The 24,721-nt window shown below is 43.2% G+C and carries 19 protein-coding genes; 9 read left to right on the top strand and 10 right to left on the bottom strand.

Going from position 1 to position 24,721, the window contains the following annotated elements; genetic code table 11:
- Positions 1–76 precede the first annotated feature (76 nt).
- Positions 77–2,827, bottom strand: coding sequence for a cation-transporting P-type ATPase (locus ACM0OW_RS05940; RefSeq protein WP_414549108.1), 2,751 nt, complete (start codon positions 2,825–2,827; stop codon positions 77–79).
- A 247-nt stretch (positions 2,828–3,074) separates the two neighbouring features.
- On the opposite strand from ACM0OW_RS05940, the gene ACM0OW_RS05935 reads away from it, so the two are divergent.
- A complete protein-coding gene (locus tag ACM0OW_RS05935) occupies positions 3,075–3,518 on the top strand; it encodes a cyclic nucleotide-binding domain-containing protein (protein WP_414549107.1) in 444 nt (147 codons plus the stop codon).
- Positions 3,519–3,557: 39 nt separating this feature from the next.
- Here ACM0OW_RS05935 and ACM0OW_RS05930 read toward each other — a convergent pair whose 3' ends face one another.
- On the bottom strand, positions 3,558–4,961 hold the full coding sequence (locus ACM0OW_RS05930; protein ID WP_414549106.1) for a cobyrinate a,c-diamide synthase: 1,404 nt from the start codon (positions 4,959–4,961) through the stop codon (positions 3,558–3,560).
- A gap of 417 nt (positions 4,962–5,378) precedes the next feature.
- On the opposite strand from ACM0OW_RS05930, the gene ACM0OW_RS05925 reads away from it, so the two are divergent.
- The 6 genes from ACM0OW_RS05925 to ACM0OW_RS05900 all read left to right on the top strand — a co-directional run bounded on the left by ACM0OW_RS05925 (position 5,379) and on the right by ACM0OW_RS05900 (position 13,625).
- The gene (locus ACM0OW_RS05925; RefSeq protein ID WP_414549105.1) at positions 5,379–6,665 is read left to right on the top strand and encodes a glycosyltransferase family protein; all 1,287 of its coding nucleotides are present in this window, start codon (positions 5,379–5,381) and stop codon (positions 6,663–6,665) included.
- 73 nt (positions 6,666–6,738) lie between these two features.
- Positions 6,739–7,992 (top strand): glycosyltransferase, encoded by a 1,254-nt coding sequence (locus ACM0OW_RS05920; RefSeq protein WP_414549187.1) that lies wholly within the window; start codon positions 6,739–6,741, stop codon positions 7,990–7,992.
- Positions 7,993–7,995: 3 nt separating this feature from the next.
- On the top strand, positions 7,996–9,153 hold the full coding sequence (locus ACM0OW_RS05915; RefSeq protein WP_414549104.1) for a glycosyltransferase family 4 protein: 1,158 nt from the start codon (positions 7,996–7,998) through the stop codon (positions 9,151–9,153).
- Positions 9,154–10,983, top strand: coding sequence for an ABC transporter ATP-binding protein (locus tag ACM0OW_RS05910; protein ID WP_414549103.1), 1,830 nt, complete (start codon positions 9,154–9,156; stop codon positions 10,981–10,983).
- A 22-nt stretch (positions 10,984–11,005) separates the two neighbouring features.
- The gene (locus ACM0OW_RS05905) at positions 11,006–11,983 is read left to right on the top strand and encodes a phosphotransferase (RefSeq protein ID WP_414549102.1); all 978 of its coding nucleotides are present in this window, start codon (positions 11,006–11,008) and stop codon (positions 11,981–11,983) included.
- 100 nt (positions 11,984–12,083) lie between these two features.
- Positions 12,084–13,625 carry an iron uptake porin gene (locus tag ACM0OW_RS05900; protein ID WP_414549101.1) on the top strand — a complete coding sequence of 514 codons (1,542 nt, stop codon included), beginning with the start codon at positions 12,084–12,086 and terminating at the stop codon, positions 13,623–13,625.
- A gap of 177 nt (positions 13,626–13,802) precedes the next feature.
- Here the strand turns inward: ACM0OW_RS05900 and opcA are convergent, their stop codons facing one another.
- The 6 genes from opcA to ACM0OW_RS05870 form a co-directional block, all read right to left on the bottom strand.
- Complete coding sequence (opcA, locus tag ACM0OW_RS05895) at positions 13,803–15,164, bottom strand: glucose-6-phosphate dehydrogenase assembly protein OpcA (RefSeq protein ID WP_414549100.1); 1,362 nt, start codon at positions 15,162–15,164, stop codon at positions 13,803–13,805.
- A 121-nt stretch (positions 15,165–15,285) separates the two neighbouring features.
- A complete protein-coding gene (zwf, locus tag ACM0OW_RS05890) occupies positions 15,286–16,815 on the bottom strand; it encodes a glucose-6-phosphate dehydrogenase (protein ID WP_414549099.1) in 1,530 nt (509 codons plus the stop codon).
- 77 nt (positions 16,816–16,892) lie between these two features.
- The gene (gene tal, locus ACM0OW_RS05885; protein ID WP_414549098.1) at positions 16,893–18,059 is read right to left on the bottom strand and encodes a transaldolase; all 1,167 of its coding nucleotides are present in this window, start codon (positions 18,057–18,059) and stop codon (positions 16,893–16,895) included.
- Positions 18,060–18,404: 345 nt separating this feature from the next.
- Entirely contained in the window at positions 18,405–19,454 is a 1,050-nt protein-coding gene (gene fbp, locus ACM0OW_RS05880) for a class 1 fructose-bisphosphatase (RefSeq protein ID WP_414549097.1), read from the bottom strand.
- 176 nt (positions 19,455–19,630) lie between these two features.
- Positions 19,631–20,068, bottom strand: coding sequence for a DUF29 family protein (locus ACM0OW_RS05875; protein WP_414549096.1), 438 nt, complete (start codon positions 20,066–20,068; stop codon positions 19,631–19,633).
- A gap of 178 nt (positions 20,069–20,246) precedes the next feature.
- On the bottom strand, positions 20,247–20,546 hold the full coding sequence (locus ACM0OW_RS05870; RefSeq protein WP_414549095.1) for an RNA recognition motif domain-containing protein: 300 nt from the start codon (positions 20,544–20,546) through the stop codon (positions 20,247–20,249).
- A 305-nt stretch (positions 20,547–20,851) separates the two neighbouring features.
- Here ACM0OW_RS05870 and ACM0OW_RS05865 point away from each other — a divergent pair, with 305 nt between their 5' ends.
- Together ACM0OW_RS05865 and ACM0OW_RS05860 are read left to right on the top strand one after the other, a co-directional pair.
- Positions 20,852–21,019 (top strand): hypothetical protein, encoded by a 168-nt coding sequence (locus ACM0OW_RS05865; RefSeq protein WP_414549094.1) that lies wholly within the window; start codon positions 20,852–20,854, stop codon positions 21,017–21,019.
- A 21-nt stretch (positions 21,020–21,040) separates the two neighbouring features.
- Positions 21,041–22,465 (top strand): sodium/glutamate symporter, encoded by a 1,425-nt coding sequence (locus ACM0OW_RS05860; protein ID WP_414549093.1) that lies wholly within the window; start codon positions 21,041–21,043, stop codon positions 22,463–22,465.
- Positions 22,466–22,654: 189 nt separating this feature from the next.
- Here ACM0OW_RS05860 and ACM0OW_RS05855 read toward each other — a convergent pair whose 3' ends face one another.
- Positions 22,655–23,611, bottom strand: a complete 957-nt coding sequence (locus ACM0OW_RS05855) for a LysR substrate-binding domain-containing protein (protein WP_414549092.1) — start codon at positions 23,609–23,611, stop codon at positions 22,655–22,657.
- 274 nt (positions 23,612–23,885) lie between these two features.
- The gene (locus ACM0OW_RS05850; protein WP_414549091.1) at positions 23,886–24,686 is read right to left on the bottom strand and encodes a BMC domain-containing protein; all 801 of its coding nucleotides are present in this window, start codon (positions 24,684–24,686) and stop codon (positions 23,886–23,888) included.
- Between the last annotated feature and the right edge of the window lie 35 nt (positions 24,687–24,721).

Below are 24,721 nucleotides of genomic sequence, written 5' to 3'. Positions count from 1 at the left end.
TTTCCACCTTTCCACCTTTGCGCCTTTGCGCCTTTGCGCGAAACTCATCCATATTTTCCAACACCAAAGCCAATAATTACTCCGCAGGGTCAATGCGATTGACAAACAAAGCCAAAGGAATCATTGGTAAAGCCGGAACCAGACAAATCAGCCATTGTTCTAAATTCAAAGGAGCAGTTCTAAATAAAGTATTCATCACACCCCATTGACTAAAGATGATTTGCAGGAAGACTGTGCAGAGTATACCCAAAGCCATTGCCTTACCATCATTAATTCTAGCAGCTTGACCTCTGAGTTTCCTGAATACCACATTTGCTAACTGGCTGATGCTCAATAAATAAACAATTCGCCCAGCGACTAAAGCTTGAATTGCCATAGTTCTCGCCAAGTCAATATTACCTGTATCTTGACGCACCCATTCAAACATTCCGAAAATCAGAATCCAGTTAAATATGGAAACTGCGGCTATACGCTGAAATAGTGTACCAGAAAGTAATGGCTCCCGTGGGTTGCGGGGTTTGCGTTGCATTACTCGGTCTGATTTGGGTTCAAAGGCTAAAGGTACAGTCATGGTGACTGAGTTCACCATGTTTAACCACAGGACTTGCAGTGATAGAATTGGTAAATCTCTGGCGAATAAGGCACTAATCAGAATTGTCATCGATTCGCCACCGTTGACAGGTAAGATAAAGGCGATCGCTTTGCGTAAGTTCTGATAAACTGTGCGCCCTTCTTCTACGGCGGCTTCAATAGAGGCAAAATTATCATCGGTGAGCAACATATCAGAGGCTTCTCTAGCCACATCTGTACCTGCTCCACCCATTGCTATGCCAATATCAGCTTGTTTGAGTGCCGGCGCATCATTGACACCATCCCCAGTCATGGCGACAATTTCGCCTTGAGACTGTAATGATTCCACTAACCGCAGTTTTTGCTCTGGAGCAACTCTGGCAAATACTACACCATGTTCTGCGGCTAGGGTGAGGTCGTTATCATCCATTGCGGTGAGTTGTCTACCCTCGAAGGCGCGCACTTTACCGTCTTTTTCTAAACCAATTCGTTGTGCGATCGCCTTAGCTGTGGTAACATGATCACCTGTAATCATCTTAACTTGAATGCCCGCAGTTTTACAGGCACGCACCGCAGCAATAACTTCTGGGCGCGGTGGGTCAATCATTCCCTGTAAACCTAAGAAAATCAAGCCGCTAGCTATATCTTCATGGTCTACCGAATTTTGCTGATCTGGCACAACTTTCTTCGCAAAAGCCAATACCCGCATCCCCTGAGTAGCCAATGCTTCTACTTGTTTTTCGATTAATTCCCGGTTAACTGATTCTGGTTCAGCATTAGCATTGAGCATTTCCTGACAACGGCTCAAAATTGCCTCAACAGAACCTTTAACGTAAATAGTTCTCGCACCATTCCCAGCTTTTTCTACAGACTCATGGCTATCGTGTAGCGTCGCCATGTACTGAAACTGAGATTCAAAGGGAATACCATCGATTCTGGGAATTAACTGCGCCATTTCGGACTGATTCCAACCAGCTTTATTAGCAACTGTAATTAAAGCCCCTTCAGTCGGATCACCCACGACAATCCAATTCCCATGCTTTTGCTCTAAATGAGAATCGCTACAAAGTAACCCAGCCATTAAACAAGCTTTGAGAGTGGGGAAATTATTTGATTCTAAATCCACAGATTGCTGTTTAAATAGAATCTCCCCATCAGGATTATAACCTGTATCACTCACAGAAAAATTATTTCCACCGGCAAAAATTCCCTGGACAGTCATCTGATTTTCTGTCAGAGTTCCAGTTTTATCAGAACAAATTACCGTCGCACCGCCTAAAGTTTCCACGGCTGGTAATTTCCGAATAATGGCGTGTCGGCGTGCCATTCGATCCACCCCAATAGCCATTGTGACTGTCACCACTGCCGGCAATCCTTCGGGAATTGCACTCACAGCTAAAGCCACAGCCGCTTCAAACATTGCCGCCCAACTCTGTCCTTGTCCTAAACCTACGGCAAAGGTCATGGCCGCTAGTCCCAAAATAATGTAGAGCAGTTGGTGACTAAATTTGTCAAACTTGCGAGTTAGGGGTGTACTGAGGCTAGTTTGCTGTTCTAACGACTGGGATATGCGTCCCATTTCTGTAGCACTCGCTGTGGATACTACAAGACCGCTTCCTTGTCCAAAGGTGACGAAACTCCCTGCATAAGCCATGTTCACCCGTTCTGCTAAAGGAGTATCTGCACTGACAATTGTAGTATTTTTTTCCACAGGTACAGATTCACCAGTTAAAGCTGACTCATCTACCTGCAAATTTCGGGAATTGAATAACCGCAAATCAGCCGGAACCTTGTCACCAGAAGTCAACAGCACAATATCCCCCGGAACTAATTCTTGGGAAGGAATGCGGGATTTTTGACCATTCCGAATGACTGTAGCTTCTGTAGTTACGGCTTTGGCTAAAGCAGCAATTGCACCTTCAGCTTTTGATTCCTGCACAAAACCGATAATGGCATTAATCAAGGTTACGCCCCAAATTACCCCGGCGTTTGTCCATTGACCCAATAGGGCTTTGATTAACCCAGCAACCAGTAGAATATAGAGTAACGCTTGATTGAATTGTAATAAAAATCTCAACCAAGCAGGTTTTCCAGGTTTACCCTTGAGTTCATTCTTGCCAAATTCTTCCTGTCGAGTCTTTACTTCTCCTGAAGTTAAACCCTTTTCTGGGTCGCTGTTGAGGGTTTGAGCAGCTTCTTGTGCTGCTATGGCGTGATATTCATATAACTGTTGTCTACCCATCGCAGTTGCAGACATAAAATTTTCCGAAGTACTAAAGTGGTCAAAATCTGGTTAGTGCAGAAATCTATCTCGTGTGGGATACCAACACTCAGAAGTTCATCACTTGGATGTGGTTTCAATAATTTGTCAACAACTTTTGTGAGCAGGGTTTTTCTGTATATTACTATTTTTATGTTCGCTTTTCTTCTTCCCTAGGCGATAGCTTCTTCCCCGATTGATATGATTCCTGTTATTTTTATTGTATAAGTTGTAACTTCTAATTATGTTAAGTAGCGTTGACCGTTTATTATTTGTCCGGCGAGTGCCAATTTTTAAGGAGTTGCGAGATGATTTTATTGTGCGCCTGACTTCAGTGATGCATGAGCTGCAATTTCCTGCTAATTATACTATTTTTAAACAGGGAGAAGAAGGGCGATCGCTTTATATTGTGGTCTCAGGTAAAGTTAAAGTCCACATTGGCGAGAAAAAACTCGCAGAGGTAGAACAGGGAAAATACTTTGGTGAAATGGCAGTATTTGATACTCAGCCTCGTTCGGCTTCGGCTACAACTCTAGAACCTTGCGAATTTTTGGAATTGACTCAAGAGCAGCTTTATGATGCTATAGAAGAAACTCCGGAAATTGCGGTGAATATTATTCGTGAGTTATCCCGTTTGGTGCGGAAATTAAATGAGGATATGAATGTGACTGCTTCACGGAGTAATTAGTTAAGAAGTTTCACGCAGAGGCGCATACTTCGACTTCGCTCAGTAAGCAGAGGCGCGGAGAGTTTTATGATCAGGTTTTTTGAGACATTGTTTGAGAAACTGCTGTGGTATTTCTGGGCTTTGTCCCCAGTGTAAGTGAATATAGGAGGCGTGGAGGTTTGAGGGTGAAGTCCATCCTTCTGTTCCCATGTTTTCGTCACAGTCGTAGCGATAAGTTTGAAACAAGGGATTCTGGGGATTTACACTTAAACTAGAACGATGAAATTCATGTCCGTAAATATTCGTCTGTGCTGGTATCAAGAGATTATCTTGTAAGGCGACGGCGCGACGATATCCTAATGTTAAACGTCCACCCATGACAGCAGATGTGGGTAATATTCCTACCATTGGCCAGGAGTTACCGTCAAAATCAATAATTTGCTCACACAAGTACATTAAACCCCCACATTCGGCTATTGTGGGCATTCCTGATAAAATTGCCGTTTTTACTGTTTGCATGGCGCTGGTATTGGCTGCAAGCTTCTGTGCGTAGACTTCTGGGAACCCACCACCAAAGTACATTCCTTGCACATCCGGTGGTAGTTCTGCATCTTCTAAGGGACTCCAAAATACTAATTCTGCACCTAAGTTTTGCAGTAAGTCGAGATTATCTTGATAGTAAAAATTAAAGGCGCGATCGCGTGCAATGGCAATCTTGATGTAGGGTGTAGGGAGTGGGGTGTAGGGTGTAGAGGAATGAGGGGATTTTAAGAGGGGTAGTAATTTTTGCCAATCAAAGCAAGTATCTCCTAAATCAGCCAGACGTTCAATTACAGTATCCAATTCGGGCAGTTCGGAGGTGGGAACTAAACCCAGATGACGATCAGGGATGGTAATATTATCTTGGCGACGCAATACGCCGAGTATGGGTAATTGTAATGCGGCGAGAGCATCTTTGAGTAGGGATAAATGGCGATCGCTTCCCACCCGATTTAAGACAACCCCAGCAATTTTAATTCTAGAATCAAAGGTACAATATCCGTGAGCGATCGCCGCTACAGAACCAGACAAACGACTGCAATCAATTACCAACACCACAGGTAAATCTAAAAGTCTTGCAATGTGTGCCGTACTGGCAAAATCAGTCTTAATTACAGATTCTTCGTTATTTTCAATTTCCTTCACGCCATCAAATAGACCCATCACCCCTTCCACCAGGGAATATTCACACTGTGGGCTATAATTGGCAAAACATTTCTGCACATAAGCCTCAGAAGTCAATACTGCATCTAAATTACGACAAGCACGACCAGTTACATAGCCGTGAAACATCGGGTCAATGTAGTCGGGACCAACCTTAAAAGATTGTACCCCTAAACCACGACGACGCAAAGAAGCTAAAAGGGTGAGGGTGACAGTTGTCTTACCCACTCCACTCCGTTCTCCGGCAATGACTAAAGCCATAGGCTTGAGGTAATTGAGATTTGGTAATTGGGCAGCATTGCTAATTATCTCATTCCCCAAGCGCTATTAAGGACTTCCAAGAAATAAATTATCCAAATAAACGTTAGCGTAGCTTGCCGAAGGCTACCACTCCAGGCGCAGAGGACACAGAGGAATCAGGGTTGGAGAGATTTTTTACGTTAGGTGGTTGAGTATTTTTTTATTTGGAAGTCCCTAATTTCCATAAATATAAAGTTATCTTTTTTAATAGTGTTGTTTCAATTTGGGAAATTTTTAGTCCAGCCTGACTAGCAAATTATCCACCTACAGGCTGAAGTATAAGACTGGTGAACTGAGCCTGCATAGGCAGGCTGATTATGTGGATATTGCCATCAAAATGGGATGAATTACCGGATTAAACTTTTGTCAGGAGTGTAAATGAACAACTTTTTCCCCCATTCTGGAGAGATCACCGGAGCTTCGGCTAAGGTCGCATCTTCAGAGGTGAATAATTTATCTAGTCATCCTGGTAAGTGGCGGATTGCTTTATATTCCCACGACACAATGGGGCTAGGACACAAACGCCGTAATTTGTTGATTGCTCAAACTTTAGGATGTTCACCCCTAGAACTTGATGTTTTAATGATTAGTGGCATCCCAGATGCGAGCAATGTCCCCACACCTCCAGGTGTAGATTGTTTGATTTTACCTGCTTTGCACAAAAATATTCATGGGCAGTATCAAGCAAGAAGATTGGATCTGTCATTACCGGAAATTATTACATTGCGATCGCAAGTTATTTTAACCACAATTAAAACTTTTAAACCTGATATTTTTATTGTAGATAATGTCCCCAGAGGAGCAGTCAGAGAGCTAGATCCTACCCTAGATTACTTGCGTAACGAAGGAAAAACACGCTGCATTCTAGGTCTACGAGATATTTTAGATGAACCGGCTTCTGTGCGTCGAGATTGGCAGCGAGGAGCTAACGAGGAGGCGATTCAAACCTACTATGATGCAGTTTGGGTGTATGGTGATCCCGCTATCTATGACCTAGCAGCAGAGTATAACTTTCATGGAAAAACTTTGTCAAAAATTCGCTACACGGGCTACCTTGACCAGCGTAGCCGCCTCAAATTCATGGATATCGAAAGCGTTCAAGCATTTAAATCGCTGAATCTCCCATCGGAAAGATTAGCATTATGCTTGGTAGGTGGTGGACAAGACGGAGCGCTGTTAGCAGAAGCATTTGCTCATGCTGAACTACCACCAGAGATGAACGGGATCATTTTGACAGGGCCGTTTATGCCGCGAAAAATCAGACAACAACTTCAAAACTATGCTGCTAAACGGGATAATTTGCGGGTGTTGGAATATTTAACCGAGCCGACGCTGTTACTCAATCGCGCCGAACGGGTGATTTCTATGGGCGGTTACAACACAACTTGTGAATTGTTGTCATTTCAAAAGCGATCGCTAATCATACCTCGAACAAAACCCCGGCGAGAGCAATTGATTCGTGCCGAACGCTTACAGGAACTTGGTTTAACTGATATGTTGCACCCGCGTAACTTAACATCCCAAGCATTGACAGACTGGTTAATGCAAGCAGGCGAGCCACCACAAGTTCGTAATTGTGTTGATCTCAATGGACTCATTAGTATTGTCCAATTCGTCGATGAAATACTCATGTCTGCCGATCATTCATCACAACAAGCCTCTTGAATAAAGATAGATGAGTTAAGGAATACTAAAATAGCACCTTCTTAAATTACGAATTACGAATTACGAATTACGAATTATGACAAGTGTTGGTTATGTTCTCAAACGTTATCCTCGATATTCTGAAACCTTTGTTGTTAATGAAATTTTAGCTCATGAAGCAGCAGGCTTAAATATAGAAATTTTTGCCCTCAGACCACCGTGTGATACTCATTTTCAAAATATTATTTCTCAGGTACGCGCGCCTGTAACCTACATTCGTAAACCAATTCAAGGACGGGTGAGCGCATCTCTCAATAGTCTAGCTCCTACAGCCGCAAGCTATTTTTGGGCAGAATTACAGGAAGCTAGTCAGGTTATCCCCGATTTTTGGTCAAAATTGTCAATGGCTGAAGGTGAACCAGCCGGCACTGTTTACCAGGCTGCATGGTTAGCACGAGAGGCGCAACTCAAAGGCATAACTCATTTACACGCGCACTTTGGCACTGTCGCCACCAGTGTAGCTCGCCTAGCATCTCACTTTACAGGCATTCCCTACACTTTTACTGCTCATGCTAAAGATATCTTTCATGAAAGTGTGGAATTTGCCGATATGGAACGCAAGTTAAAGGATGCTGCGACTGTTGTCACTGTCAGTGATTATAATCTCAACTATTTACAAAAAACCTACGGTGTCGCTGCAAAGTCAGTTAAGCGCATTTACAATGGCTTGGATTTACGACAATTACAATATTCTTCTCCGGCTAATCGTTCTCCTTTGATTATTTCCGTGGGGCGATTAATTGAGAAGAAAGGGTTATCGATTTTGATTGATGCTTGTGCCATTTTGAAGCAAAAAAATTATGCGTTCCGGTGTCAAATTGTCGGTACAGGAACTTTAGAATCTGCACTCAGACAGCAAATTCAAGATTTAGGATTGGAATATCTTGTAGAAATTTTGGGGCCGCGTCCTCAAAATGAGGTGTTTGAGTTGATGCAGCAAGGGGCTGTGTTTGCAGCGCCTTATGTGATTGGCAAAGATGGTAATCGGGATGGTTTACCTACGGTTTTACTGGAAGCAATGGCTTTGGGAACTCCTTGTGTGAGTACGGATGTGACGGGGATTCCGGAGTTGGTACGTGATGGGGAGACTGGGTTAATTGTGCCACAACATGATGCTGAGGCATTAGCCTCTGCTCTGGGAAGATTCCTGATTAATTCGGCTTTGCGGGTTGAGTTGTCACGTCGGGCTAGGGAGTTAATTGAAGCTGAGTTTGATATTTATCTTAATGCGGCTATGTTACGGGGTTTATTTCTCACGCAAAGGCGCAAAGGCGCAGAGGAGGTTTGAGAGGTGCGAGTTGCTTATGTTTGTGCTGATGCGGGAGTTCCTGTTTTTGGGCAAAAGGGTTGTTCTATTCATGTTCAGGAGGTGATCCGAGCATTACTTGGGCAAGGTGGACAAGTGGATTTGTTTGCTACTCGCGTTGGGGGTGAGTTACCGGCAGATTTAATTAATGTTGCGGTTCATCAGCTTCCACCTATTCCGAAACAAGAAAGGGCGGTAAGGGAGCAGGTGGCTTTGGGGATGAATCCTGATTTGGGTTTGGCTTTGGAGAAGGTTGGCTGTTTTGATTTGATTTATGAGCGTTATTCTCTCTGGAGTTATGGCGCAATGGAATTTGCCCAATCTAGGGGAATTCCGGGATTGTTAGAGGTAAATTCACCTCTGATTACTGAACAGGCAACCCATCGCGGTTTGATTGATCAAAAAGGTGCTGAAACTGTTGCTCATCGGGTTTTTAATGCTGCTACGGCATTGATTGCTGTTTCGCAGGAGGTGAAAACTTATCTCATGGATTATGTGGATGAGTCTAAGGTTTATGTGATTCCTAATGGGGTAAATCCTCAGCGTTTTTCTGCTGTTGATTCTGCCCCGAAATCAGAAACTTTTACTGTGGGATTTGTCGGTACTTTGAAACCTTGGCACGGTTTGCCAATTCTCACTGAGGCTTTTGCTCTTTTGTCTCAACGTGTTCCTAATACCAAACTTTTAATTGTGGGTGATGGACCCGAACGAGAAAATCTGGCTACGGAATTAGCTGCAAAAGGATTAGACACTCATACTCAATTTACAGGGGCGGTGAGTCCTGAGCAAATTCCCCAATTGTTGGCAAAAATGGATGTTGCTGTTGCACCCTATGCGGCGCAGTCTGATTTTTACTTCTCTCCGTTGAAAGTGTATGAATATATGGCGGCTGGTTTACCTGTGGTTGTCAGCCGGATTGGGCAATTGGTAGATTTAATTGATCCAGGGGTGAATGGTATTCTCTGTCCTCCTGGTGATGCGATCGCTTTGACAAATGCTTTAGAAATATTATGGCGATCGCCTACTCTCCGTCATAGTTTAGGACAAGCTGCCCGAAACACAGTCATTGCACATCATACTTGGGATGCGATCGCTCAACAAATTCTCCATATAGCTGGACTTTCTGTGGAGGTGAGACAATAAATGTCAAAACCTTCTGGTTTACGCTCAGTTCTAGCTTATTTTTGGCCTTACATTCGTCCCCAATCTGGACTAATTTTAATTTCTGCGATCGCTCTAATTGCAGATGTCGCCCTCCGGGTACTGGAACCCTGGCCGCTCAAGTTTGTCTTTGATTATGTTCTGATTCGGGACAATCCACCCACTAATATTCCCATAATTTCTGAACTAGAGCCAGTAACATTACTGACATTTTCAGCAGTTGCTGTTCTCATCCTTACCGGATTACGCGCCTTTGCCGCTTATTGGAGTACTGTCGGACTAGCAACAGTCGGTAGCCGAGTTATGGGTGAAGTGCGAAATCATTTGTATCGTCATCTCCAAGATTTGTCTTTGGGTTATCACACCAAGGCTCGTAGCGGCGATTTAATTGTGCGTGTCAGTAGCGATGCTAGCCGTCTGCAAGAGATTATGATCACCGCAGCATTACCGCTAGTAGTCAGCATTCTCACCCTATTTGGCATGATTGGGGTGATGTTTTGGATGAATCCCAGCCTCACCCTACTGGCACTATTCACACTACCGTTATTTTGGTTAGTTACCAATCGACTCAGCCAGCGCATTCGAGAGTCTTCATTAAAGCAACGCAAACAAGAAGGGGCGGTAGCGGCGACGGCGGCTGAGTCTATTGCTGCGATTAAACTGGTGAAAGCCCTCTCGTTACAAGATGCCTTTGCGCGAGTGTTTGCTCGACAAAATCAGCGCAGTCTCAAAGAAAGCGTCAAAACCCAACGGCTAGCGGCTCATTTAGAACGTACCGTTGATGCGGTGATTGCCCTGGGAACAGCAATTGTTTTATGGTACGGCTCTTGGCTGGCGCTGCGCGATGCTTTAACACCTGGGGATGTGCTGGTATTTCTTACCTACCTGAAGAATGCCTTTAAGCCAGTGCAGAACTTCGCTAAGTACACGGCGAGACTCGCTAAAGCGGCTGCTTCTGGTGAGCGAATTTTAGATGTCTTACAAGAGGAACCTGATGTCCGTGATGCGCCTAATGCAATTCCCGCCCCGATTTTTCAAGGTGCGGTGCGTTTTGATCACGTTGACTTTGCTTATGATTCAGGACAAGTTCTGCTACAAGATATTAACTTAAAAATTCAACCGGGACAGCAAGTCGCGATCGTGGGGACTTCCGGTGGTGGTAAATCTACGTTAGTCAGTCTATTATTACGCCTTTATGACCCGACATCAGGACAGGTAATGATTGATGGGCGGGATATCAGAGACTATACATTAGCATCATTACGTCCGCAAATTAGTGTAGTTTTGCAAGATAGTTTGTTATTTGCAGCTTCTATTCGAGAAAATATCGCCTACGGGATTGCTGGGGTGTCTGATGCGGAAATTGAAGATGCGGCTCGTTTAGCGAATGCTGATGATTTTATCGCAGGTTTACCCCAAGGATACGACACGCTGGTAGGGGAAAGAGGCGCAACCCTTTCTGGTGGACAACGCCAACGTATTGCGATCGCACGTGCGGCTATTCGTCAAGCTCCTATCTTGATTTTAGATGAACCCACTACGGGGTTAGATAAGGGGAATGAGAAGGCTGTGATTGCTGCGCTGCAAAGGTTGTCGGCAAATTGCACGACTTTTTTAATTACTCATGACCTTTATTTTGCAACTCGCGCAGATATTATTGTTTATCTGGAAGGTGGGCGGGTGGTGGAACAAGGTTCTCATTGGGAATTGATGGCACAGAATGGGCGTTATGCGGCTTTGTATCAGGTGCAGTGTGCTATGGGAATTGAGGGTGGAGAGAGGAAGGAGTTTTTTAACGCAAAGGAACGCTGAGGTAAGCGCAAAGGTACGCAAAGTGTTAGTGAATTTAGTTGATGGTAAGATGCCTTTTTTGTCGGCTGCAATTGATCCGGTGCAGGTGGAAGAATGTTTTGGTCGGTGTTTGGTTAAGTCTGAAAATATGCAATTGCAAAAAATTGAAGTTATTCGTCATAAGCCTGGGCGGCGTTGTTTGATTGAATATGAATTTATTCATGATTCTGGGGAAATGATTACTCTGATTGGGAAGGTGAGGGCTAAGGGAACCGATTATCATAGTTATGAGTTACAAAAATCTTTGTGGGAATCGGGATTTGGTGATGATAGTGCTGATGGGATTTCTGTACCCGAACCTGTAGGGATAATTCCACAATGGCATATGTGGTTACAGCGTAAGGTTGAGGGTGATATCGCTACTCGATTACTCTCACAAGAAAGCAATCTTTTACTAGCAAAACGAATTGCTGAAGCTGCTCATAAACTTCATCAAACTAACATTCCTCCGCGCCGTTCTCATACTATGTCAGACGAACTGCGAATTTTACATGAACGCATTTCATTAGTCATACAACAACATCCCGAATGGCAAGCACGTTTAGAAAAAATCTTAGAAAAATGTGACCATTTAGGACAAAACACTCCAGAAACAAAACGCTGTGGTATTCATCGTGATTTCTATCCCGATCAAGTGATTATTAATAATTCTCGTTTATATCTCATCGACCTAGATTTATATTGTGAAGGTAATCCGGCGCTGGATATTGGTAACTACATCGGTCACATAAAAGAATACAGTATTCGCACCTTTGGTAATTCAGAAGCATTGCACGAATGTGAAAAAACTCTAACTGAAACATTTCTGCAACTGACAGAAGATAAATTCCGTTTTGCTATTGAAACTTACACCACCCTCACCTTAGTCAGACATATTCAAATCAGCACTCAATTTCCAGAACGCCGTCCTTTTACCGCAGCATTATTAAACCTATGCGAACAGCGCCTACATATTATTTAAACTCCCAATCTCTGCGACTCTGCGCCTCTGCGTGCAAAAAATCCATATTATTTCCCCAGCAACAGTAATTATTCTATTTTCTTACTTTTAGGAGAGAGCATTGAGAGCTTCTAGTTATTTCTTAAAAATTGGTTTAATTAGTTCCTTAGCTTTGCACAGCATAACTCAAGCTAATGCCACGCCCGTAATTTCAGAACATCAAATAACATCCGTATCTCAATTATCTGATATTAGGATTGATAGTTGGGAATTTAAAACATTTAAATCATTAATTAACCAATATAACTGTATTAATAATTTCACTCTAAATAGCAATCAAACTATAAATCGCCACCAATTTGCTACAGAATTAAATACTTGCATTACGCAGATAAAGGAGCTAATTAAAAACACAAATTCAAATATTATTAATCGAGAAACTTTAACAACACTCCAACGATTACAAACAGAATTTTCGGCAGAATTAGTAACTCTAGAAAAACGAGTAGATTTATTAGAAAATAAAATTGCTACACTGCAAACACAACAATTTTCACCCCAAGTTGAACTGGAAGGAGAGATTATTTTTGCTGTGAGTGGATTTGCTGGGGGTAAAAAAGCCAACAGTAGCGATAAGCGAATAAATGAGAATTTGGTATTTAGCGATCGCGTTCGTCTGAGCTTAGAAACTAGTTTTACTGGCAAAGACGAAATGAAACTCCGCCTACAAGCGCGCAACACGCCAGAGTTGGCAGATTTTACTGGAACTCAAATGGCAAATTTGGGATTTGATGGTGATGATGACAATGAGGTGGAATTAGATGAACTAGAGTATAAATTTCCCCTCAGTCAGCAAACACGCATGACTTTGTACGCTTTGGGAGGAGGATTAGGTGACTTTGTTCCGAGTGTCAATCCTCTTTTTAGCGGTAGTGGAGACGGATCAATTTCTACATTTGGCAGAGAAAACCCCATTCGCCGCCAAGGTGGTGGTGCTGGTATTGGTATTTCTCATAATTTGAGTGACACTCTGAATTTGTCATTGGGATATGTCACCAGCGATGCAGCTAATCCAGAGAGGGGGATTTTTGCTAGTCCTTACGGTGCGATAGCTTCGCTCGCCGCAGGCATCGCTCAACTTACCCTGGAACCGACTAAAAACACAGCAATCAGCTTTACCTATCTCCACTCTTACAATAATCTGAATACGGGAACTGGTAGTGAATTAACTGGCAATCCGTTTAATAATCAGGCCGATGCGATCGCTGCTCATTCCTTTGGTGCAGAAGCTGCTTGGCAACTTAACCCCAATTTCACCCTTGGTGGTCGAGTTGGTTTTATTCATGCAACAGCAGAAAATTTACCAGCAAACCCAAATGCCGTAATCTCCACATGGGCAGTACTGCTAGCTCTCACCGATATTGGCAAAGAAGGGAACTTTGTCGGATTTGTAGTGGGACAACCACCTAAAGTGACTTATAATAGTTTCGGTGATACCTTTGAAGATGAAGATACATCTTTACATTTAGAAGTCTTTTACAACTTTCAACTCACAGATGATCTGGCAATAACTCCGGGATTATTTGTCATTACAAATCCAGAACATAATAATAGTAATGACAAAATTTATGTTGGCACGGTTCGTACTACGTTTACCTTCTAAGAATACGGCTGATTTCCTAAAACTTGCTCTAGTTGTGGGAAAAAATATTTGTGTCACTGTTTCAAAGAGTATATGAGCTTAATCGAACTGTGCAAATAGGAAGAAAAAGCAGACAATTGTCTGCTTTTTTGGATCGAATAGCTTTAGCATCCCTACAGTCATTCAGACAAAAAGGGGTCAATTAGCTAAATTGAGAGTCTTGGCGATAACTGCCAAACTTTCCTCAAAAAGTGACTCCCGACCCCAACGTAAAACTTGCTGACTCAACAAAGCCTCAGCCTTTTGTTCCGAAAGTGAACCCACCTGTTGAAACAGACCAGCAGCTTGTGCGCCACCGTGGGTTTCCATTCGCATACAACCGCCAGTTTCAGAACAAATTACCGTACCACAATCTGCTTCGGGATTTGTCGAACTCAGGCGCAAAGCAATTACATCACCCAGAACTTCACCCACATCAGCCACAGGAACACCCGCTAACTCAGCTTCCACTTGACGCTGGTCTTGGGAAACAAAGCGAATTTGAGTAATTTCATAATCTCCAGTTTCCTTTTTATAAGAAACAGGCGACCATTCCAAACGACTCGCCAACCAACCCAAAAACAGCAAAGCTTGGGCTGGATTGCCTTTTTCATAGTCAATCGTCACCCGGTCAATTTCTTTGAGTGCAGCGCGACGATGGGGTGAGTCATAAGCTTGAGCCGTCAATTCTTGCCATGCTGACAACCGTCTCCAGTTCAAATCAGCTAAGGGGATATTAGCTTTTACCAACTCTTGCAGACTGAGTAAATCAGTTTCAGGCTCGTTAAAGTCGCAAGAATCAACAATCACATTATTGCAGATTCCCGCCAATCTTTTGAATAGATTGTTATTGGGGTCTGGTGTCGCCTTCCACCAAAGAAACTTCGGCAAACCGCCAATTAATAAAGCCGGAATCATACCTCCTACTCGTTCTAAAGCAGCAGCAGTTCCACTCAAAGTAATGTATTCACAACATATAAGTGTACTTGAGGATTGCTTTTGAATCGGACAGTAGGCAGAAACTTGAGCTTTTACCCCTTCATCTTCCCCAGCAATGGGGAACAAAGCAATAATCCGGCAGGGATTACGCAGAGCAATTTCATCAGCAATAGTAGGACTAGCGGGACTGAAGTTATAAGAAGCCCCGTCTCCCGCACCCCCCATTCCCTGACGTTTGGCGAATTCTTCCCGCAATACAGCCAGCGTTTCCGGTGAAGCTGTGCCAGTTTCCGGTAGCCCATATTTAACTTGTACTTGCCGTAAAGCCGCCGCCATTTGTGGACCGACAATACCATCAATCGGGCCTTCATAAAACCCTAACGCCGCTAACAGATACTGAGTTTCTTCGGGTTCGTAAACCACTAGAGTAAAAGTTGTCGCCCTAGTAGCAGCAGGAAGCCCACCGTCATCACCAGTAATACCGTAACTTTGCCAAATTTGATTCAGTTCCGTTTCTATTTCGGTCAGCGAAATATCCTTTGGTGCCTGAAGTGAAAAAATTGTAGGTGCTTGGGAAATCATAGTAGTTTAGTCATTGGTCATTGGTCATTGGTCATTGCTCATTGCTCATCGGTCATCGGTCATTGGTCATCGGTCATTTATTTTTACTAATGACTAATGACAAATAACTAATGACTCATATCTACAGTCTGCGCCAGTTACGACCGTCTTGGTTAATTAACAATTCTGCTTCTGCGGGTTCCCAAGTACCAGCTTCATACCGAGGAATGGTAGCTGGGTCTGTGGGCGCATCCCAAACAGAAAGCGCCGGAGTTACTATTTGCCAAGCTGCTTCAACTTCATCCGCCCGTGTAAACAAAGTTTGATCGCCCATCATACAATCTAGAAATAGGCGGTCATAGGCATCAGAAGTTGCTTGAATGCCAAAGGAACCATAACTAAAGTCCATATCCACAGAACGAGTGCGGAATTCTGCCCCTGGCATTTTCACATCAAAACGCAAAGAAATTCCTTCATTCGGTTGAATCCGCATTGCTAAAATGTTGGCATTTCGCTGTTGAGAAGCAGATTGAAACATCCGAGAAGGAACATCGCGGAAGTGAATGGAAATTTCACTGACTTTTTTCGGCATCCGCTTACCTGTCCGTAGGTAAAAAGGAACACCCTGCCAGCGCCAGTTGTCAACCATGAACTTCATGGCTACATAAGTGGGTGTGCCAGAATTGGGGTCAACGCCTGGTTCATCATGATAGCCGGGAACTTGCTTACCCTTCATCCAGCCGCCACTATATTGACCACGCACTGCTGAACGTGACAGATTGGGAACATCAGCCAAACGGGTAGCTTGCAGTACCTTAACTTTTTCCGTGCGGATGCTATCGGCATCCATTGAGTTAGGTGCTTCCATTGCTGTCAAGCAATACAGTTGCATGAGGTGATTTTGCAACATATCCCTGAGTGCGCCGGCTTGTTCATAGTAACCCGCCCGGTCTTCTACCCCTACGGTTTCAGCTACAGTAATTTGTACGTGGTCAACAAATTGACGATTCCACAACGGCTCAAATATCGCATTGGCGAAGCGGAATACGAGCAAATTCTGAACGGTTTCTTTACCTAAGTAGTGGTCAATACGATAGACTTGATTTTCTTTGCAATATTTCTGCACCACTTGGTTCAGACTTTGAGCTGATGCTAAGTCTCTACCAAAGGGTTTTTCAATTACCAGACGATGCTTGTAGGGGTCGTCTAGCATTCCGCCTCCCCCTAGTTGCCGAATGGCTTCAGGAAAGAAGTTAGGGGCGACGGAAAGGTAGAACATCCGGTTTCCCCGTGTGTTCCGTTTCTCGTCTAATTCGGTTAACAGGGTTTTGAGCTTTTGATAGCTTTCCGGTTTGTCTATGTCCCCAGGACAGTAGAATAAACCTTTAGAAAAGTCTTGCCAAAGTTCTCCTAAAGGGACACTAGCATGAGCTTCTTCCATGCCCTTTTGCATTTGTTCCCGAAAATAGTCGTGAGTCCATTCTCGACGTGCCACGCCGACAATAGTAGTCTCTGGTGGAATGCGTCCTTCTCGCCGCAATTTGTACAGTGCTGGCACTAATTTACGCCAGGTAAGGTCGCCAGAAGCGCCAAAGATGACTATAATTTGGGGTTCGGGCATCCCTTGCTGTTGCAGACCAACGCGCAAGGGATTTTCTAGCAAACTAACCATAGAAGTTTTCAGTGGGGTGTGGTGTGTTAATCAGACGCTGGGGAATTGCGTCTATAAAAGAGTTGTGCTTTTAAGGTCTACACTGGCGACAATAACTTGACTTTGTTTTCTAAAGAGTTCATCAAGGACTCGTAAGGTTTAACGAATTTGTCAATACCTTCCACTAATAGTTCGTCCATGACAACATTTAGATCAATATTAATGTCTGGATCTTTGAGGCTTTCCATCAGTTGGTAAGCTTCTTCAACGCCTGTTTCTAAGCGACTAGCGACATCGCAATGGTCAGCACAAGCGGCAATTGTCGCCGGCGGTAAGGTGTTAACGGTGTCGGGACCAATTAACTCTTCAACATACATGACATCTTTGTATTTTGGGTCTTTGGTGCTGGTGCTGGCCCAAAGTAACCGTTGTACTTTAGCTCCTTTTGCTGCTAAGGATTGCCATCTGTCGCTTTGAATAATCTTTTTGTATTCCTGGTAAGCAATTTTAGCGTTAGCGATTCCTACGGAGAGCTTCGCTAACGCCACCTTCCCCCTCACAGCTTGCAGTTTTGCCTCATGGGAGATATCATCAATACCACGCTTCAATTTTTCATCAATTTTGGCATCAACGTTGCTATCAATGCGACTGAGAAAAAAGCTAGCCACGGCAGCAATTTTGCTAATGTCTCCACCCTGTGCTAACCGTTTTTCTAAGCCACACATATAAGCCTCGGCTGTGTTGATGTAACTATCGACTGAAAACAGCAGCGTGGTATTAATATTAATACCTTCAGCGATCGCCTGTTCTACTGCGGGTAAACCAGCTACTGTACCAGGAATTTTCACCATCAAATTTTCCCGCCCAATTTCTTGGAAATAGCGCCGGGCTTCCGCTATTGATGCTTCCGTATCATGGGCAATGGTGGGTGGTACTTCTATACTAACGTAACCATCCAGTCTATTCGAGGCTTCATATACAGAGCGCAGAATATCACAAGCGTTGCGAATATCTGCAAAAACGAGGGATTCGTAAATTTTGTATGTGGGTAATCCAGCGCGAATACCAGCTTCGATATCGGCATCATACATCGCATTATTCGATATGGCCTTTTCAAAGATGGCTGGGTTAGAAGTAATCCCAGATATACCCTGATTCTCTACCAAGTCTTTGAGTTCACCTGATTGAATAACCTCACGGTTCAAGTTATCCATCCAGATACTTTGACCATGTTGTTTAATTTCTAGTAAATGGTTGGTAGCCATAGCTCTATTTTAACTCCTGTTAATGATGTTTCTAAGTGAAAAAACGCAAAATACATCTGATATTGATGCTTACTTTTGAATTGTGGCGTTACTAATCACTTATGACATCGACCAGCTGAGGTAATTTTTAATTCATCACTAGGGCTATTGTGCATCCCCAATCCCAGATATTATCCAATCACACAGCCAAAATTCACTTCTCATTACTGATAGAGGTTTATCCCATCTCATGCAGCACCGTGTAAAGAAACAACCGCTTACCAGTCAATAAAACGCTTGTGGTGTCGGAATTACGAATTACGAATTACGAATTACGAATTACGAATTACGAATTTTGCCCTGCGGTTAGTGTCCGTTTTGAATAAAAGACTCCACCTTAGCTACATCTTCTTTACTACCAATAATTAAAGGTGTGCGTTGATGTAGTTTCTTGGGTACTACATCTAAAATATCGACTAAACCTGTAGTCGCACGACCACCAGCTTGTTCAATCAACATAGCCAAAGGAGCAGATTCATAAAGCAAGCGCAACTTCCCTTCTGGGCTTTGAATTGTACCAGGATAGAGAAAAACGCCGCCTTGAACTAAAATTCGATGGATATCACTCACCATCGCGCCACTATAACGAGCAGTATAACCTTCAGTTCTGTGGACGTAGCGGATATATTCCCGCATTGATTCTTCCCACTGCCAAAAATTCCCTTCGTTCACGCTGTAAACAGAACCGTGGTTAGGAATTGTGATATTTTCTTCCGAGAGGATAAATTCCCCTAAACTGGGGTCGAGGGTAAAAGAATGAACGCCATTACCAATAGTATAGACCAGCATTGTGCTAGGGCCATATAAGATATAGCCGGCGGCAATTTGCTTGCGTCCGTTGGTTAAAAGGTCAGTAGCTTTGTGATCGACATCATCGCCTTGTTGCTGACGAATAGAGAAAATCGAACCCAAACTCAGATTAGTATCGGTATTGGATGAGCCATCAATGGGGTCATAGAGCAAGGTATAGCGACCAACTGGGCAGTTTTCTGGGATGTAGTAAGGTTCTTCCATTTCCTCGGAAGCGAGGCGACAGACTAAGCCACTTTGCTTAAACACCGAGATAAATACGTCATTGGCATAGACATCCATCTTTTTGACGGATTCGCCTTGGACATTCACATCTCCAGAAAATCCCAGCACACCTTCCATTAAACCAGCACGGCTGAGGCGACGAGCCACCAGCTTACCCGCCAAACCGATGCGATTCATCAGCATACTCAAGTCTTGTGCATCGGCTCCGAAACTTTGCATCTGCTGGAGTACGTGACGCGATAACGTTGTACAATCACGATCTAAGTTTTTATCCGTGGCATCATTCATAGAAAAATCTAGAGATTCTGGTGCTTGAGTCATTTTTGTTATTCCCTAGCTTTTTGCTTGTGGGTCAGGTTTATCAATGGCAATTTTTAATTGCTGCCTCTATCTTAGAAAGGTATTTTGATATCTTAAATATGATTTTAGATAAACTAAAGAATTCAAATTTGGGGGCGGCTTTTCCCATAATCGCAAAGGCGCGACGATTTCCAGTCTTATTGATCATCGGGAAATACTGAGATTGCAGCCATTGCTCTGTGGCAAATGTCTTGTTTGTTTACCATCTGCTGAAGCTCAGATGATTCATATTGACCTTCATTAATCTCTAAAGAAGCTTGGTTAATTGCTTGACGGTATGCACTTTCTAGAGATTCACGGAGTTCGCAATCATCAAGGTATATGCCTTGAGATTTGGGACGAGCATTCAAGTCTTGAATTTCTAAAATCGCATTTCGGATCGATACATCCCAATACCGGGTTGTGCATTTTTCTATTTCTTGCTTGATCAAGTGCAAAAGCAGGATGATGCCATAACTACGAATTTTATTGAGAATATCCTTTTTGCTCATTTCTTCCATTTCATCAATCATCAATAGCGCACTGGATATGTTGCCGCTTTTTAATAATTCGCGCAATTCTATCAGTTCTTCCATTGGGATTAACCTGCAACGCCAAAAGCTAGATATTACAGACAAACAAAAATGCCCGACTAGCCTCAAAATTTGCTGCCTGTTGACAGCTAGCCGGGTATATATATTATCTATAGCAAATTACAGCAAATTAATTTTGCTTAACTGGAAAACAATCTGCTATGGTTAAAGGCTTACTTAATTAAAAATCTTGTTTTTTACTCCAACTCCCTCCCCGACTATCTTCCCGTCGGTTATCCTCCCTGGGTTTGGCTTTATTGACTCTCAGTTGACGACCCATCCATTCTGCACCATCTAACTCGGTAATAGCAGCGTCTTCTTGGGCATCTTCCTTCATTTCTACAAATGCAAAGCCACGCATCCGTCCTGTTTCGCGGTCAGTGGGTAAAACTACTCTTTTGACTTCGCCGTAGTCTGCAAATACAGACCTTAAGTCTTCTTCAGTAGCGTGGTAAGAGAGGTTTCCAACGTAAATAGTCATGTGGGTCACGTAATTGTCAACAAAGAGCGATTAGTTCAGCTGGGGGAAACAGATATAAACAGACTACAAATATTGCATAGTCTGCTCTGACTTCCCAATGGCGAATGTTGTAGAACAGCGATTATCATGCTGGGTTTGACTTCAACTCAAGATGCCAATTGGCTGAACTGAGGCATACGCTCACATAATAACTGATTGTGACATTTTTCAAAGTATGAGATTTGACAATTTTTAAAAATATAAAATTAGACCTGCTTATATGTTTTGTGTTATACATTTTTAAGATTTATATAACCAATTAAAAATTGTTTGCATGGCTATTTTTCTTAATGTTAATTGCTCAAAGTCTTGAAGAAACTGAGTTTTTATGGGCTAAACCTTCTACTAACAGCACTCTGCTATATTGCCAAGATGCCCAGACTCATAGAGAATCAATAGATACAATTGATGCTCCCATTTTGCAAAGCTGCTAGAGGCAACTGCTACAAACTGCCATGTTCAAACTCATAGATGTCTTCTGGGCTTATATTCTCATCGCTATATTAATCCTGGTGGGGCGGTTGATCAGACAGCGCCTGGGGATATTGCGATCGCTCTACATACCCAGTTCCATTGTTGCTGGTATTATTGCCTTACTCTTGGGTAAAGGTGCTTTGGGTGCAATTGTCAAATCAGTAAATCCCGAATCTCCTCTGGTTCAAGGTTTATTTACCGAAAATATCCAGGCTGTTTGGTCACAGTCACCGGGGATCTTTATTAACATTGTGTTTGCTACCCTGTTTCTCGGTCAATATGTGCCGACATTGCGGGAATTTTGGCGGAAAGCTGCCCCTCAAGTGGCATTAGGTCAGTCGATAGCCTGGGGGCAATACGTAGTAGGATTAATACTTGCTATCACCATATTAACACCAGTATTTGGTTTACCGCCCATAGCGGCTTGTTTAATTGAAGTCGCCTTTGAAGGGGGACACGGTACATCAGCCGGGATGGCTGCAACTTTTACAGAATTGGGTTTTACCGCCGGGCCTGATTTATCTTTAGCTTTAGCCACCGTGGGGCTAGTTTCTGGCGTAGTTTCCGGGACAATTTTGATCCATTGGGGACGCAGAACTGGACGAATTAAAGTCAGCCGTGAACCCTCAGAGAATCTGGAAAATGCAGATCATCAGCTACCAGAAGAAGAACCAAGTGTCACAATTGCCAGAAAACATTTATTCCGCGACTTACTAATTGATCCATTATCACTCAACTTCGGTTTTGTGGGATTAGCGATCGCTTTTGGCTGGCTAATTTTAGAAGCTATGCGTTTTATTGAATCAATCACCTGGGGTAGAGGTGGAGTGGAACTCATATCCTACGTGCCGCTATTCCCCATCGCTCTGATTGGGGGAATGATTGTGCAGTATATATTGATGCGTACCAGACGCACCTATTTAATTAGTCGTCCCCTAATGGAAAACATTGGCGGACTAGCGTTAGATATCACCATTGTCACAGCCCTAGCAAGTATTTCTCTGTCTGTACTGGGAGATAATCTCGCTCCTTTCTTGATTTTATCCATTGTTGGTATTACTTGGAATGTTTGCGCCTTTGTATTTTTAGGCCCCCATCTCCTACCTTTTTACTGGTTTGAACGCGGCCTTGGTGATATGGGACAATCGATGGGTGTAACTTCTACCGGATTATTGCTGTTGCGAATGGTAGATCCAGATAACCGTTCTGGTGCATTTGAAAGTTTTGCTTATAAACAATTGCTGTTTGAACCCATTGTGGGTGGAGGCTTATTTACCGCCGCCGCACCGCTTTTAATTGCGAGTTTTGGCCCCATACCAATTTTGTTATTAACCTCATTTATCCTGGCATTTTGGCTAATATTTGGTTTCTATAACTGTAAGCAAATACGCAAGCAAAGCGCATAACATTTTGCAATTGGGAATTTTCTGAAGAAGAAACGTGCGCGTAGCGCATACCACACAGACACAGAGAACACCGAGGAATAAGAAAGAGATAGGTTTATTACGTTAGCTTTCAACAGAGGATTTGAAACCCACGCAGGTGGCCTTCCCTCTGGGAAGCCTCTGCGCGCCTTGCCTGTGTAGCCGCGACTTCTAGTCGCCAGGGCTAATATTACTAATATTACTTTCTTGACTGTAAGCAGAAAATCCACTTTCTTCAGCAAACTTTTTCGCGGCTTCCAATAGATACTCATAATAGGTACGAGCAACAATAGATAACTGTTTCCCAGGTGGATGCACCATATACCAAGTGCGCTTGATAGGAAAGTGTTCTACATCCAAAATGCTGAACTCAGAAGAGTCTGGCATTAAAGTATGGCGAGATAAAACAGAAATTCCTAAACCACCAGCGATCGCTTGTTTAATCGCTTCGTTACTTCCCAACTCCAGTTTAACGTTTACCTTCACGCCATGTTCATCAAAAAGTTGCTGCACAGCGCGGCGAGTTCCTGAACCCGGTTCCCGCATGATAAAAGGTTCATTTGTCAAGCGTTCTATGGGAATATTTTTCTCTTTTGCTAAAGGATGATTAACGGGTGCAAATACTACTAAGGGGTTATCTAAAAATGGCTCATAGTTGACATCTAGACTTTCTGGGACTTGACTCATAATGTACAAGTCATCCATGTTATTGACCATCCGTTCCAAGATACGTTCGTGGTTCGTGACTTGTAACGAAATTTCAATTCCTGGATAAAGTTGACAAAATGGCCCTAATAAACGAGGGACAAAATACTTTGCCGTTGTAATCACAGCCAATCGTAATTGTCCTTGTTTTAAACCATTTAAATCCGCCACAGTCATCTCAAACTGGGCTATGGTTTCAAAAATTTGCCGACAAGTGGCAAATAATTCCCGTCCGGCTTCTGTCAAGAATAGACGTTTTCCCACCTGCTCAAATAATGGCAACCCTACCGATTTTGTGAGTTGTTTAATTTGCATGGAGACGGTGGGTTGAGTCAGAAATAATTCCTCAGCCGCACGAGTAAAGCTACTGTGCCGTGCTGCCGCCTCGAACACCTTTAACTGGTGTAGCGTTGCCTGCTTCAAGAGTAATTCTCCTCATAATAGCGATTTAATCTATTAATCTAGTATCACTGAACACTTGCCAATGATACCGAATCACTCATACGAAGTTCTGAATTTTAGTATAGATAAAACTCTATTAACTTGATTAAAATAAACTTGTTTTACTTATGGTAATCACAAGTTATCATCAAAACAACAAGCAAAGCGTAAGATGCCTTCCAATTGAAGATGAATGTTGAATGCTGAAACTTAAATGAAGATTGCTGACAATTGCTCATTTATGCTTCATGATTCATCATTCATCTTTCCATATTTCTTCGGTAACTTCTTCGGCAAATTTTGCTGGTATTTGGGATAAATCAGGTAACTGTAGCACTTCTATTTGAGCCACCTGTTCCTCGACATTGACAGGCATATTCAATGGTTCGCGGTGTTCAATCCAGCAACTTGCTAAAGGCAAGGTATTCTCCATTTCATCCAGTGGTCGAGGAATCACCATAACTGCGTTCAATTCCCCAATACGTTCTGCCTCAAACATTCCCGCTTCCACTGCTACGGCCACATTGGCCACCGTGCCACGAATAATGGCTGTACACAAACCCGCGCCAATTTTCTCATAAGCTGCTAAATGAACATCGGCCGATTTAAGCATGGCATCACAAGCACCTACCATCGCTGGAAATCCCCGTGTCTCAACTAAACCAATGGCTAAGTTACTTAAACTGCTTTGATTACCTTCCTCCATCAATTTGCTCAGGCGGCTAGTAATAGGCAATACTATCTCCAGGTTAGGATAAGGCCTTGGAATTACCAAACTAGAAACCAATTGACCAAACTGTTCAGCAGTTTGTACACCAGCTTCCACTGCCAAACGCACATCAGCAATTCCACCCCTGACAATAGCTGTACACTGGCCACTACCAATTTTTTCATACCCCACTAGGTGAACACCAGCCGATTTCAGCATCATATCTGCTGTCCCCACTATGGCGGGAAAGCTACTGGTAGAGACTAAACCTAAAGCAGTATTTTTTAGACTATCTTGACGGCGGGATTTCCGAATTGTGCTAAGAGAGTGTTGATTAGATGTTTCCATGTGAATTTTCCAAATTACTCACGAAACCGACAACT

It is taken from the genome of Anabaena sp. CCY 0017 (assembly GCF_963920885.1).
Classification (GTDB): domain Bacteria; phylum Cyanobacteriota; class Cyanobacteriia; order Cyanobacteriales; family Nostocaceae; genus Nodularia.
This window is presented reverse-complemented; position numbering and strand designations above follow the sequence as displayed.

Bases quoted from the DNA above. Each gene is read 5' to 3' on its own strand.
- ACM0OW_RS05940 (WP_414549108.1), bottom strand. From the start codon at position 2,827: ATGTCTGCAACTGCGATGGGTAGACAACAGTTATATGAATATCACGCC.
- ACM0OW_RS05935 (WP_414549107.1), top strand. From the start codon at position 3,075: ATGTTAAGTAGCGTTGACCGTTTATTATTTGTCCGGCGAGTGCCAATT.
- ACM0OW_RS05930 (WP_414549106.1), bottom strand. From the start codon at position 4,961: ATGGCTTTAGTCATTGCCGGAGAACGGAGTGGAGTGGGTAAGACAACT.
- ACM0OW_RS05925 (WP_414549105.1), top strand. From the start codon at position 5,379: ATGAACAACTTTTTCCCCCATTCTGGAGAGATCACCGGAGCTTCGGCT.
- ACM0OW_RS05910 (WP_414549103.1), top strand. From the start codon at position 9,154: ATGTCAAAACCTTCTGGTTTACGCTCAGTTCTAGCTTATTTTTGGCCT.
- opcA (WP_414549100.1), bottom strand. From the start codon at position 15,164: ATGATTTCCCAAGCACCTACAATTTTTTCACTTCAGGCACCAAAGGAT.
- zwf (WP_414549099.1), bottom strand. From the start codon at position 16,815: ATGGTTAGTTTGCTAGAAAATCCCTTGCGCGTTGGTCTGCAACAGCAA.
- tal (WP_414549098.1), bottom strand. From the start codon at position 18,059: ATGGCTACCAACCATTTACTAGAAATTAAACAACATGGTCAAAGTATC.
- fbp (WP_414549097.1), bottom strand. From the start codon at position 19,454: ATGACTCAAGCACCAGAATCTCTAGATTTTTCTATGAATGATGCCACG.
- ACM0OW_RS05875 (WP_414549096.1), bottom strand. From the start codon at position 20,068: ATGGAAGAACTGATAGAATTGCGCGAATTATTAAAAAGCGGCAACATA.
- ACM0OW_RS05870 (WP_414549095.1), bottom strand. From the start codon at position 20,546: ATGACTATTTACGTTGGAAACCTCTCTTACCACGCTACTGAAGAAGAC.
- ACM0OW_RS05860 (WP_414549093.1), top strand. From the start codon at position 21,041: ATGTTCAAACTCATAGATGTCTTCTGGGCTTATATTCTCATCGCTATA.
- ACM0OW_RS05850 (WP_414549091.1), bottom strand. From the start codon at position 24,686: ATGGAAACATCTAATCAACACTCTCTTAGCACAATTCGGAAATCCCGC.